Origin of the sequence: Microcoleus sp. S13_C5 (assembly GCF_036700845.1) — a bacterium.
In the GTDB taxonomy this organism is placed as follows: domain Bacteria; phylum Cyanobacteriota; class Cyanobacteriia; order Cyanobacteriales; family Microcoleaceae; genus Microcoleus.
In genome coordinates this window covers 1-12493 of sequence record NZ_JAUBPR010000156.1, presented here as the reverse complement: position 1 = coordinate 12493, position 12493 = coordinate 1, and the positions used below count along the sequence as shown (strand labels likewise).

Annotated in this window: 11 protein-coding genes; 9 read left to right on the top strand and 2 right to left on the bottom strand. The window is 45.8% G+C overall.

Going from position 1 to position 12493, the window contains the following annotated elements; all coding sequences use genetic code 11:
* Positions 1-243 precede the first annotated feature (243 nt).
* The 7 genes from QUA04_RS26125 to trpE all read left to right on the top strand — a co-directional run bounded on the left by QUA04_RS26125 (position 244) and on the right by trpE (position 8442).
* A complete protein-coding gene (locus QUA04_RS26125; protein WP_333262740.1) occupies positions 244-573 on the top strand; it encodes a DUF2605 domain-containing protein in 330 nt (109 codons plus the stop codon).
* 158 nt (positions 574-731) lie between these two features.
* Positions 732-1043 (top strand): DUF2973 domain-containing protein, encoded by a 312-nt coding sequence (locus tag QUA04_RS26120; protein WP_333106625.1) that lies wholly within the window; start codon positions 732-734, stop codon positions 1041-1043.
* 663 nt (positions 1044-1706) lie between these two features.
* Positions 1707-3698, top strand: a complete 1992-nt coding sequence (locus QUA04_RS26115) for a DICT sensory domain-containing protein (RefSeq protein WP_333262736.1) — start codon at positions 1707-1709, stop codon at positions 3696-3698.
* An 853-nt stretch (positions 3699-4551) separates the two neighbouring features.
* Positions 4552-5034, top strand: coding sequence for a peptidoglycan-binding protein (locus QUA04_RS26110; RefSeq protein WP_333262733.1), 483 nt, complete (start codon positions 4552-4554; stop codon positions 5032-5034).
* 299 nt (positions 5035-5333) lie between these two features.
* Entirely contained in the window at positions 5334-5759 is a 426-nt protein-coding gene (locus tag QUA04_RS26105; protein WP_332949173.1) for a photosystem I reaction center subunit II PsaD, read from the top strand.
* Positions 5760-5922: 163 nt separating this feature from the next.
* Entirely contained in the window at positions 5923-6783 is an 861-nt protein-coding gene (locus QUA04_RS26100) for a GNAT family N-acetyltransferase (protein WP_333262728.1), read from the top strand.
* A gap of 111 nt (positions 6784-6894) precedes the next feature.
* Positions 6895-8442, top strand: a complete 1548-nt coding sequence (gene trpE / locus QUA04_RS26095; RefSeq protein WP_333262726.1) for an anthranilate synthase component I — start codon at positions 6895-6897, stop codon at positions 8440-8442.
* Between the two features lie 95 nt (positions 8443-8537).
* Here the strand turns inward: trpE and QUA04_RS26090 are convergent, their stop codons facing one another.
* Together QUA04_RS26090 and QUA04_RS26085 are read right to left on the bottom strand one after the other, a co-directional pair.
* A complete protein-coding gene (locus QUA04_RS26090) occupies positions 8538-9092 on the bottom strand; it encodes a Uma2 family endonuclease (RefSeq protein WP_333262723.1) in 555 nt (184 codons plus the stop codon).
* Between the two features lie 146 nt (positions 9093-9238).
* Positions 9239-10567 carry a WD40 repeat domain-containing protein gene (locus QUA04_RS26085; RefSeq protein ID WP_333262721.1) on the bottom strand — a complete coding sequence of 443 codons (1329 nt, stop codon included), beginning with the start codon at positions 10565-10567 and terminating at the stop codon, positions 9239-9241.
* Positions 10568-10741: 174 nt separating this feature from the next.
* Here QUA04_RS26085 and QUA04_RS26080 point away from each other — a divergent pair, with 174 nt between their 5' ends.
* Positions 10742-11626, top strand: a complete 885-nt coding sequence (locus QUA04_RS26080; RefSeq protein WP_333262718.1) for a PhzF family phenazine biosynthesis protein — start codon at positions 10742-10744, stop codon at positions 11624-11626.
* A 136-nt stretch (positions 11627-11762) separates the two neighbouring features.
* Positions 11763-12401, top strand: coding sequence for a restriction endonuclease subunit R (locus tag QUA04_RS26075; RefSeq protein WP_333262715.1), 639 nt, complete (start codon positions 11763-11765; stop codon positions 12399-12401).
* The last annotated feature ends 92 nt before the right edge of the window (positions 12402-12493 follow it).

The window sequence follows — 12493 nt, the reverse complement described above, 5'->3', positions numbered from 1 at the left end:
CTCTTGTTTCATCTGTCGAAAGAATTCTTAAAGAATTTGGAGATAATTATGTAATTAATTTTGCTTAACTACTTAATTTGGCAGAATTTGGGGATTTTGACTCAACAATCGCTGCTGGCACAGTTAAATTTATTCACACCCACTTGCTAATTGTTGTTAAATTATTGAATTTTTGTTAAAAATATGTTACAATTTGTAAAGACCGTTTAAGACTATAATAAATAAATAACCCAATTTTGATCCATGCTTAATTCCAATTTGCCCGAGCCAGAATTGCTCAAAGCGTTACTAGAACCGCTGTTAGAGGATTTCAATTACTGGTTCAATCGATCGGCAAAGCTCTTAGAAACTGAGGAAATTCCCTTTCTCAGCGACGAGGATCAATCTGACTTGCTGGCACGAGTCAAACAGGCTCAGCAAGAAGTAGGCGCCGCTAAAGCTCTATTTCAAGCAACCGGAGGTCAAGTTGGGATTGAAACCACAGCACTGATGCCGTGGCACAGACTGCTCGCCGAATGCTGGCAAGTATCGGCGCGCTTTCGCTCATTGCAGTCAGCTCCCCCTGGAAAATAAGGAAGCGAGTTCAAGTTAAACTTGCAGTCAAATCCCAAACTTTTGGAAATGTGGCTGCCGACTTGACAACCTCAAACAGATTTCCAGTTAATAAGTTATTACTTGCTGAAACACTTTTGTAAATTGCTGTGTGGCTGTTTAGCCCGGAGGAGAAGATAATGTTGCACCTGCTTTATATTTTAGCTTTTACCGTTCTTGCCTTTCTGGCAGTCGGTAACTTAATCCGCAGTCTAGTCACCGTTGGTATGGAGTCCCAGCGCCCTCAACAGTTCAGGGCAAATAATCCCTACGCATCCTATCCTCGCTCTCAATCTGTACCGCATCCAGAACTTTTAGACGAACACGGAAATGTTGTCAATGAGCCCCTCTTAGTGATGCGTTCGCTGACTGTCCAAGACGCCCGCGAACAATTAGATGCTCTCTACAAATCATCTCCGGGCGGCAGCGACGAAGGGGGCGAACTAGCCTAATACAACCACAGCCGCAGCATTTATACTTAGGCGCTATGCCTCAAAAAAAATATAGGACTTACAAGCTAGGTGTCCGAAACCCTTTTTCTTCATAGATTTTGGTGAAAATCGTTTCCGCGCTTCATCGGAATAATAATTTTCCGAGTTCAGTGCGAGCTTAAGAGCTCGCGATGATGCTCGCACCCTTGGCATCATTCCGCATCTAACCAGATTGGATATAAGTCCTCAAAATAATTGGCCGTTAGTTTTTAACTAATGGCCAATTATTTGTGATTTTTGAAAGTTTAATTGCCGATTAGCCAGAGCGATCGCCAAAAACCGATACAGATGGCACTGATATCAAATAGCTCAAGAATAGTATAATGCAAGAGATCCGCAAGCGGTGCCTAACAAGTCTGAATGGTGAGAGTGCTAACGCCCGAATCGAAGCCTGAATAGATGAGTTGGCGTCAAAACCTAGAGGTAAAAACAGGTGACTTTGGGATGAACTCAAGGTCTTGGAGGCATACCTCTGCTTAGATTCGTCTAAATGATATGGCTAGCATGATATGACTTAAACAGTTGTGTTATGAAGCATAAATGTATCAGATACTGAAAAGGGATCGCTCTAAACCTCCTATCGATCCTGTTTTGTCATCGGCAAAAATGCACGTTTAAGGCTAGATGATCGTCCCTATTTCGCTACTGGCAGAACTTCTGCAAGCTTTGCCCCAACTGCGGGCACAAATTTATTTCAAATCTTCCATGACAGCCCTGTCTCACGCGATGGAAGACTTAGTTTTGGCGGGTTCCGACGACGAACCGCTAGTCATTGCAAGCTTTCAGCGAGAGCGCTTCTACCGCCAGGAAGCTCACCGCTATCAGCGAATTGCCTCACGCTCGTCTCAGGTATACGTGCTGGCAGCACCGGAAACTGACTTTAAAAATGCTTCGGAGTCTCACGAAACTGTGGCGTTTGCACCGGAGGACGGATTAAGTAAAGAGTGGCACTTAGTGGTGCTGGGGCAATACTACTCAACTTGCCTGATTTGTCAAGAAAAAATTGTGCCGATCGACAACCAGGACGATCGCGGGCCGCTGTTGATGGATCAAGCTCGCAGATTTGAAGGAATTTGGACGTTCGATCGCGAGGTAAGCTCCAAAGCTGCCGCATTGTTGCTCGATAGAATTGTCAATTATCGCCCGGAATTGGCCGAAAAGATCGAGCGAGCGCGAACTACTTACAAGCTAGTCAAAACACCGAAAAAAACGAGGAAATCCGCCACGGCCAAAGCCGCCAAACCCGACATAAGTACGGCAAAAAACTCAAAAATTCCCAATCCCAAATTGAGCGATGCTTTTACCGAACGCTTAGTAACCTACTTGCAAGCAGGCCAGCACAAATTGCTCAAAGCATACGCGGCCATCGCCGCCCAGGAACGCAAAGAACGCCTGGTAAACTTAATTACAACGGCAATGCGGCAGTCTCTCAACCCACAAGAAATCGTCGAAGTCGCAGTTCAAGAACTGGGAACTGCCCTGTCGGCAAGCCGCTGTTTAATTTATCGCTGCAAGACCGCAGATGTGGCGGTCAAAATCGATCGCGAGTTTTTGGCTCCGGGCGCTAGTTCCATGCTGGATCAGACTTGGCTGTTGCAGGAAAATCAAATATGGAACGACGCGGTGGCGCGGCAAGAGCGAGTTTACATCCAAGACACAGCACAACACCCCCTGATTGCCAATACAAAATTCCTCAAGAAAACTGTAAAAAAGTGGCAAATTGCCTCTTGGTTAATGGTGCCAGTGCTTTATCAGGGGCGGGTTTTGGGAATGGTGGAAATGCACCAGTGCCGCTCGGTTTTACCTTGGGAAGAAGACGAAATTGCTTTAGTAGAGGCGATCGCCACCCAACTCGGAGCAGCCTTAATTCAAGCCGAAACCTACGCTCATTTAGAAGATCTCAACCAACAATTAGAAGCATTAGACCGCACTCGCAGCAATCTAATTGCCATCACCGGACACGAACTCCGCACTCCTCTTTCTACGATTCAAGTTTGTTTGGAAAGTTTGAACTCCGAACCAGATATGCCCCCAGAATTGCGGCAAATCATGTTAGAAACTGCCCTCGGTGATGCCGATAGAATGCGGAAACTCGTGCAGGATTTCTTAACTCTTTCTCACTTAGAAAGCGGGCGAGTCCAATGGAATGTAGAATCGCTGACGTTGCAAGAATGCGTTGATTTAGCCCTCAGCAGCGTGCGATCGCGCACGGTCGATCGACAGTTACCGGAAATTATCGCCGAAGTGTCCGCAGAATTGCCTTTAGTACAAGCTGACGGAGAGTGGTTGGTGGAGGTGCTCTCCAAACTGCTAGACAACGCTTGCAAATTCACCACACCTCAAGGAAGCGTGACAGTACGAGCGAAATGCAACGGTTCTCGGATGGTGGAAGTGCTCGTAGCCGATACGGGGAGGGGAATAGAGGCGAACAGTTTAAAAGTAGTGTTCGATCGATTTTATCAAGAAGAAGGAGCTTTGCGCCGCAGCGCCGGCGGTACTGGTTTGGGATTAGCAATTTGCAAACAGATTGTTGCCGGCTGGGGCGGTAAAATTTGGGTAGATTCCGCAGGAAAAGACCGAGGAAGTGAATTTCACTTTACTATTCCCACTGTTTAGACTCAATTGATAACAGTTAACTAATCACTAATCACTGATGAGTGATGACTGCAAACTACCCCTCGGTGTACCCTAAATCGAAATACCTATCGCCAACTCTGTTCCACATTCTCTAGGGTGCGCTTCGGCGCACATTACTTATTTGTAAACTATCGTTGTAGGGTGCGCGCTGCGGAAATTATTTAGCTAAAAACTCTTTTGTAGGGTGTGGGCGACCTAAATTAACAAGACGTTGACAAAAACTGGGTTTTTCAAGAAAAATACTTGCTTTAAGCCTTGGAAATAAGTTAAAAAACCGGGTTTCTGAGCGTCTGAGCGCGCAAGTCTCGATCGAGTTAATCGATCGACCGAGACACGATAGCACAGAAAAGTTTTCACTGCAGAACCAGCCTCCGCTGCTACACCCTCTCTCACCCTCAATCCTCACCCTCTTAGATGGGCCTTAAAGGTGATGCGGCGGGAGCGGTGTTCACCTTGAGGATAAAAAGTATTAAAGCCGATTCAGGATGCGCTTGCCGTCTTAAACCCGGTTTGGCGACAGAATACCTAGGGATACTGCCCAAAATTAATACCAGTTTAAAAAAAGAATGCAACTGTAGGCAAGCTGCAAACCCCGATAGTAATCCGTCATGCCCAATCTAAAATCTTAAATCTAAAATCTCAAATGGTATAAGTCTGCCCTGCACAAGCCGTGAGATGGTAAAAGTCGATCGAATCTGTTGAGGCACTGCCGACGCAAGTGTTAATTGGTGAAAAGTTGAGGATGCAAATGTTTCGCCCGGAAAAAGTTTGTTTCCAGAAGAATACTCAAACCTAGAGGGTAGGAAAATCGATTATCTCACCTAAAACCAAGATGAAATCTACTCAACCTATGGCCAACAAGCCACAACTACAATTAGGTTCCCAAGGTAAAGCGGTATTGGAACTCGAACAACTGCTAACCAAGTTGCACCTTTACCGGCAGCCGGCTCAAGGAATTTTTAACAAAGCAGTTGAATTTTCTGTGAAACTGTTTCAGTTTCGGGTTTTCTTGTCGCCGGACGGCATTGTCGGGCCGCTCACTTGGCAGGCGCTTTATACTGGATCTCCAGTTAATATGCCGGTACTCAGATTGGGCAGTTCTGGGGAAGCAGTCGCTACTGTTCAGGAAGTTCTCAAAACTTCCAAGCATTATGGGGGTAAAGTTGACGGCGACTTTTCTACTTTGACGGACAAAGCTGTTCGCGCATTTCAAAAAAGCTTTGGGATTGAGGCCGACGGGATTGTCAATCAAGAAACTTGGACTGCTTTGAGCCAAATTCCGCGCGGCTATGACCCTAATAGGTTCTTGACTTAGGGTTGACGCGGTAAATTGTTCGATCATATGTGGGGGGAAGTTGGGGGAATGTGCGATTATTCTGGTGCCGCACAAGCACCAGAATAATTGCTGTTTTTTTTTGATTATTTTTTCGGAGTTCGTGCTGCCTAATTGGGTTTTCTAACTTTGGTGGAAATTACAAATTATCAATTATTAATTACTAATTATTAATTATCAGAAAAGATCGATTGCCAAAAAACTGTTAATTTTCCTTACAATTTCGAGAACAGCGTGCAGTCTCGATGATACGATGCCGTAAAAATCCTTTGGATATATCTATGGCCGAACAACTTACTGGACAACCCCCAATCTTCGGCGGCAGCACAGGCGGCTTGCTGACCAAGGCGCTAGTTGAAGAGAAGTACGCTATCACTTGGACTAGCCCCAAGGAGCAGGTGTTTGAAATGCCTACGGGTGGCGCTGCGATTATGCGTCAAGGCGACAACTTGCTGCATCTGCCCCGGAAGGAGCAGTGCATCGCTTTGGGCGGCCAGCAACTGCGGGCTAAATTCAAAATCACGAACTACAAAATTTACCGCGTGTTTCCAGACGGTACTACTGAGTACCTGCATCCCAAGGATGGCGTGTTCCCTGAGAAGGTGAACGAAGGTCGTCCCTACAACGGTAAGATTGACCGCAATATTGGCAGCAATCCCAATCCGGCTAAACTGAAGTTCAGCGGTAAGAAGACTTTCGATCCTTAGACAATGAGTTCATGGCTGAGCAAAACATAGGTAATCTTCCCTGTAAGGCTCAGCTTGTAAACTTGTTTTTGCAGTAGTATTCTGGCGCGGGAGGCTAAGCCCGCAGCGCCAAAATACTACTGCAAACTTCTAATCTTATTAAAAGTTAATCGTTAAATTAAAAATGAATGTCGTAATCAGGCGAGCGCAGCCTTCTGATATCGATGTTTGCGCTGGCATTACTTATGAAGCTTTTAAAGATATTTCCGATCGTCATCAATTCCCTACAGATTTTCCGACGCTGGAGTTTTCAACTGAAATTATTGACCTTCTGATCGAAAGTCCGTGGTGTTTTGGCATAGTAGCCGAGAGGGAGGGTGCGGTTGTCGGCTGCGGGTTTATGGACGAACGCAACCCGATTCGCGGTATCGGGCCCGTTAGTGTCGATCGAACTTTTCAAGGCTGCGGCACGGGACGGGAAATCATGAAAGCTTTGCTGGAACGCGGACAGGACGCTGTGGGTATCCGTTTGGTTCAGGAATCTTTTAATCTGGCTGCGCTGTCGCTGTACGCTTCTTTGGGTTTTGAGGTGAAGGAACCTTTCGTGTTAATGGAGGGGAAGTTTCGCAGCCAGCCGCAGCATGGGTTTGAGGTGCGCCCGATGGCTAGTGAGGATGTTGGTGAATGTGCCGCTTTGTGCGAAAAACTATGCAGGTGCGATCGAACTTCGGAGATTGAAGACGCCCTGAATTTCTTTTCTCCCTTCGTTGCTTGCAAACAAGGTCGGATTGTGGCTTATACTTGTGCGGTGTCGGCTTTGAGCCACAGCGTCGCCCAAACAGAAGCCGATATGCAGGCTTTGCTCTTGGGGGCTGCTGCGTACAGTTCCGATCAATTGCTTGCTTTTCACTTGCCGCTGAGGTACGCAAGTTTGTTTCGTTGGTGCTTGCAAGAGGGGCTGCGCGCCCTCAAGCCGATGGCGGTGATGGCAGTTGGCGAGTATCAGTCGCCGGAGGGATGTTGGTTTCCGTCTTTTGTTTATTGAACCCAAGACGGTTAGGACGCTTTTAATCGCTGAAATTATTGCCAGGATTGCATTTTCCTTCTTCTTTCTTCCCTCTTCCTTCTTCGTTCTTCCTTCTTCCTTCTGATATATATGATATTTCCCGATTTCTCACAATTTTCGGAACTGGCGAAACAAGGCAATTTTGTACCCGTGTATCAAGAATGGGTTGCTGATTTGGATACGCCGGTGTCTGCGTGGTATCGGGTTTGTGCCGGTCAACCTTACAGTTTTCTGCTGGAGTCGGTCGAAGGTGGAGAAAAACTTGGGCGTTATAGTTTCTTAGGGTGCGATCCGTTGTGGATTTTGGAGGCAACGGGCGATCGCACAACTCAAGTTTACCGTGACGGTTCCGAAAAAGTATTTACGGGCGATCCGTTTGTAGCTTTAACTGAATGTTTGAAGTCTTATCAACCGGTGAAATTGCCACAGTTACCGCCGGGAATTGGCGGGTTATTCGGTTTTTGGGGTTACGAGTTAATTAAGTGGATAGAACCGCGAGTTCCTGTGCATCCAGCCAGCGAGAATGATTTGCCGGATGGATTGTGGATGCAGGTGGATAATTTGCTGATTTTTGACCAGGTGAAGCGGAAAATTTGGGCCGTCGCCTATGCGGATTTGCGCGAGGTTGGCGTTGATTTGGCCGATGCTTATCAGCAAGCGTGCGATCGGGTTGGTAAGTTAGTTGAGAAGCTGCAATCGCCGCTTTCCCGGCAATCTACTCTCATAGAATGGACACCTCCCAATAACGGGCAAGATGCCCGTTCCACAACGGGAAATACAGAATTGGCTTACACGAGCAATATTACCCGTGAAAAGTATTGTGCCAATGTTTTAAAGGCTAAGGATTATATCAAAGCCGGAGATATTTTTCAAGTAGTTATTTCGCAGCGACTAGAGGCTGAATACAGCGGCGATTCTTTTGCACTTTACCGCTCTTTGCGTCTCATTAATCCTTCTCCGTACATGGCTTATTTTCATTTCGGAGATTGGCAGATTATCGGTTCAAGTCCCGAGATTATGGTGAAGGCAGAAAACACTGCTGATGGCAAAAAGATAGCAACTTTGCGACCGATTGCCGGCACTCGCCGCCGGGGGAAAACTCCTCAAGAAGATGATGCTTTGGCTGCTGAATTGCTGCAAGATCCCAAGGAAATTGCGGAACACGTCATGTTAGTTGATTTGGGCAGGAACGATTTAGGCAGAGTTTGCCGAAACGGTACTGTAAAAGTTGACGAGTTAATGGAAATTGAGCGTTATTCTCACGTCATGCACATTGTGAGCAATGTGGTGGGAGAATTGGCTGAGGATAAGACAGCTTGGGATTTGTTGAAAGCTGGTTTTCCTGCGGGTACGGTTAGCGGTGCTCCGAAGATTCGGGCGATGGAGATTGTGCACGAGTTGGAAGGTTGTCGCCGGGGGCCGTATTCTGGGGTTTACGGGTATTATGATTTTGAGGGACAGTTGAATAGTGCGATCGCAATTCGGACTATGGTTGTTCGATCTCAAGAAGGCGATAAACATTTGGTTTCTGTGCAAGCAGGTGCTGGTTTGGTGGCCGATTCTCACCCGGATATGGAATATGAGGAAACTCTCAATAAAGCCAGGGGTATGTTGGAGGCAATTCGCTGTTTGAAATAGTGAGGCGGAGCCTCTGGATCTCTGTTACCAGGCAGAGCCTGGTAACGAGAAACGGCGAGAAACAGCAGTAATTATTGCATTATTGTCCAATTTACCTAAGCCCCTAATATTCGAGCGACCGAAACTGCCATATCAGGAAATGCCAGCGGATTAATATTACCCTGAGTCAGAGTTTCTCTCGATTGATATCCTTCATTGGTAGGCTCTCGAAATACTATTAATTCCATCGTTCGCAAATTGACAACCCAATACTCAGAAATGCCGGCTTCGGCGTAAATCTTGCTCTTGATGCCCAAGTCTTTGCTCAGAGTATGATCCGAGTATTCTATCAGCCAAAAGATGTTTTCTGGATAGGGATGATGTTCTCGGTAATCTTGTCCCAAACGTTGAATTACAGCGATATCGGGTTGTGGCTCGGAGTTGCTTGGCGGCAAGATAATCGGTTTACCTTGGCGGATTTTAGCCCGATCGCCCAGCAAATAAATTAGGTACTCTCCAGCCTCATCGCTAGAGTAAGCATGAGATTCTCCTTCGGGAGCCATTTCGATGATTTCTCCACCTATTAATTCAACGTTTCGCTCTTCCAGAATGCCGGCTGCAATGATGCGGTGGTATTCTGCAACCGTCCATTTTAGAGTCGTGACACTCACGGCGATTACTCCTATGTTTTTATTCTGATTTTATACGCGATCGCCTATGAACCGAATTTTTTCGCTCGCGCCGGGCGGTTGAAACCGCGTCTTGTCAAACAAAACCCGACGAAAGCGGGTTGAAGACTCCATCGCACTTAAAACTCCTATCCCCCGCCGCTAACTCCCTCCAATCGCAGGAAATGCACCCGGCCCGGTAAACCCCCCGCTACCACTGTCACCCCATCAGGCGCGATCGCACAGCAATCAAACCAATTATCTCCGGTGAAACTAGCAATTTCTTTGCCGCTAGCCAGATCCCAGATTCTTAGGGTCATATCCGATGAAGCCGAAATTAGTCGTTTGCCGTCGGGTGCGATCGCGACTGCCTGTACAAGGCTAAAATCCTCGGTGAGGATTTGAAGTTCCCTGGTGCTGTCTGTGTCCCAGATTTTCAGCGTGTTAATTTGTGGAACCGAAATGGCTATGAAGCCGTCGGGTGCCATCGCCACTGCAGATACATAGCCAGTATAGGTGAGAGTTCTCAGTTCGGTTCCCCTGAGCAAATTCCAGACTTTTAGGGTGTTATCGTCTGAAGCCGAAATTGCTGTCAGGCTGTCGGGTGCGATCGCGACTTGCCTTACCGAGTTAGTATGACCGGTGAGCGTTCTCAGTTCGCTGCCACTGGCCAAGTCCCAGATTTTTAGGGTGTTATCGTCTGAAGCCGAAATCGCTGTCAGGCCGTCGGGCGCGATCGCGACTCCCCTTACCGGGCCAGCATGACCGGTGAGGGTTTGAAGTTCTCTACCTGTCTCGGTGTCCCAGATTTTTAGGGTGTTATCGTCTGAAGCCGAAATCGCTGTCAGGCTATCCGGTGCGATCGCGACTCCCCTTACCGGGCCAGTATGACCGGTGAGAGTTCTCAGTTCTATGCCAGTGTCTGTGTCCCAGATTTTGAGGGTTTTATCGTATGAAGCCGAAATAGCTCGTTTGCCGTCGGGTGCGATCGCCACTGCTTGTACGCTGAGATTATGGCCGCCAAGGTTAAGCCCACATATTACCAAAGGCAGCGCTACTAAATTCCCCCTCAAAGGCCGCAGCCAAGGACTATTTTTCGACTGCTTGGCTTGTTCCAACATCCTCTGAAACTCAGGATTTTCAAAAGCAAGCAATCTCCCCAATAATTGACCTGCTAATTGCGTTTTATCCCTTTCCACAATTGGCGCTAACTTGCGAATTGCGTAGGGAATTAAGTATAGATTTCGACTTTGCTCCTGCTCACGCAACAAATTAGAATCTATCGCTAAATCATAATCCTCAATTAACGCTTGAACCCCCAACTCATCCAGTTTCGCCTCAATAAAATCGAAATCCGTTAACAACTGGTGCAGCTTTTCCCCTTGCCCACTCTCTACTAAATGCCTTGGCAGGGTTTCTAAAGTATAAAGTCGCTTTTCCCGCGACATTTCCCCTAACTCTTGTTTAAACTCACTCATCGTTACAAATCCCTCAACAAATTATTACAAATCCCTGTTTCTCTATATCCTTCCAATTCTAAGCGCTTCTTTAAACTGCGTCAAATCGTCGCGGTGACTTGATCGATAAAATAAATCTGCTTTGTAACGCTGGATGTAAAATATCAGTTATCGACTTTTACCAAAGGCATAATTATGAATTTTTATATAGTTGACGTGTTTGCCGAGTCAAAATATGCTGGCAATCAACTCGCTGTATTTTGCCGTGCAGGAGTTGCCGAACTATCTGAGGCCCAAATGCTGCTGATAGCGAGAGAAATCAATTATTCAGAAACTACGTTTATTCGATCGCCCGATCCGCGAGATGGTGGCTATGACGTGCGGATATTCACGCCCAAGAAGGAATTGCCCTTTGCCGGTCATCCGACTTTGGGCACGGCGTTTGTGTTGCAGCAAGAGATTATTCGCGAAAAGGTAGATCGAGTAATTCTCAATCTAGCCGTCGGTCAAATTCCAGTTACTTTTAATTATCACAATGAATTGGCAAATATTTTGTGGATGCGACAAAATGCGCCTAGTTTTGGTCAAGTTTTATCAGCCGAAAGTCTGGCAAATGTCCTGAATTTAGAACCCGATGAAATTGATTCCAACTTCCCAATTCAAGAAGTTTCGACCGGAGTGCCGTTTATTATTGTACCGTTAAAAACTCTCGCCTCGCTCAAAAAAGCTCAAGTCAACTTAGATAGATATTTTGAGCTGATTGATACCACAGAAGCGAAAGAAATTTTAATATTTTGCCCGGAGACTTACAACGATGTGAATGATTTAAGCGTGCGAGTTTTTGCCCATTCATTAGGAATTCCTGAAGATCCGGCGACTGGCAGTGCTAACGGCTGCTTGGCGGGATATTTGGTAGAATATGCTTATTATGGCGAAGCAAAGATTGATGTCAGAGTTGAGCAGGGTTATGAAATCGATCGACCTTCTTTGCTGTTGTTACAAGCAGCAAAAAATGACGGGGAAATAGCTGTTTTGGTGGGTGGTAAGGTGGTGATGGTTGCTAAGGGAGAATTTGTTTAGCAGATTCAATGGGATTTTTTTTAACCGCAGATGAACGCAGATATGTACAGCCCGGTTGAAATTAGATTTGGGCGATCGAGGAAATGAATTGTATGTTGTATAATGTAGTTAAGATTAGGAATAATCATCAAAAACTATGACGGCAACAATCCCAGCTAGAGAAGTTACTCTCTCCTATTTAAGGGAAAAATTTAATATCCAACTCGTTGATGACGACCAATTTTTTCGTGAATGGATTGACGAATTACCAGAAATCAGCGAATTTGAAAAACAATTTCTCGATCAAGTGAAAGCTAGCTATTTCAACTTAGTCGAGTATCCTCCAATGCTAGAAACTACCGTCAAAATGGTAGTCTTATCTCCGTTGCTACATTTTGCAAGTTTCTATTTACCTCCCTTTCATATCAAAGCTGAACCTGAAGTAGAAATTTTCTTTGAAGACGAAGACGAGACAATTATCAGAGGTAGGATGGATGTCCTGGTTTTAAAACAGCAGTTTTGGGTAATGGTTATCGAGTCAAAAAGCGCTCAAATTTCCATAGAAACAGGATTAGCGCAAATATTAGCTTATCTGCTGGCTAATCCTAATCCTAGCATGGCGTCCTTTGGAATGCTAAGCAACGGCAGGAATTTTCAGTTCATTAAAATGACGTATCAAGGTACACCGCAGTACGGTTTATCTAATTCCTTTGATTTGCGCGATCGAGGAAATGAATTGTACAATGTACTAAAAATTATGAAGCGAATCGCTCAAATTGTGAAAGATTACACATAAAAAAGGATTAATTCAGGTTCTCCAGAACTTACGGTGATATTTTTATCTAATTAGAGAAGCAAGCTAATACCCGTTCTCGAAAATTATCAAAG

Coding starts and splice junctions, on each gene's coding strand:
- trpE (WP_333262726.1), top strand. CDS start 6,895: ATGATATTTCCCGATTTCTCACAATTTTCGGAACTGGCGAAACAAGGC.
- QUA04_RS26110 (WP_333262733.1), top strand. CDS start 4,552: ATGAAATCTACTCAACCTATGGCCAACAAGCCACAACTACAATTAGGT.
- QUA04_RS26075 (WP_333262715.1), top strand. CDS start 11,763: ATGACGGCAACAATCCCAGCTAGAGAAGTTACTCTCTCCTATTTAAGG.
- QUA04_RS26125 (WP_333262740.1), top strand. CDS start 244: ATGCTTAATTCCAATTTGCCCGAGCCAGAATTGCTCAAAGCGTTACTA.
- QUA04_RS26105 (WP_332949173.1), top strand. CDS start 5,334: ATGGCCGAACAACTTACTGGACAACCCCCAATCTTCGGCGGCAGCACA.
- QUA04_RS26080 (WP_333262718.1), top strand. CDS start 10,742: ATGAATTTTTATATAGTTGACGTGTTTGCCGAGTCAAAATATGCTGGC.
- QUA04_RS26120 (WP_333106625.1), top strand. CDS start 732: ATGTTGCACCTGCTTTATATTTTAGCTTTTACCGTTCTTGCCTTTCTG.
- QUA04_RS26100 (WP_333262728.1), top strand. CDS start 5,923: ATGAATGTCGTAATCAGGCGAGCGCAGCCTTCTGATATCGATGTTTGC.
- QUA04_RS26115 (WP_333262736.1), top strand. CDS start 1,707: ATGATCGTCCCTATTTCGCTACTGGCAGAACTTCTGCAAGCTTTGCCC.
- QUA04_RS26085 (WP_333262721.1), bottom strand. CDS start 10,567: ATGAGTGAGTTTAAACAAGAGTTAGGGGAAATGTCGCGGGAAAAGCGA.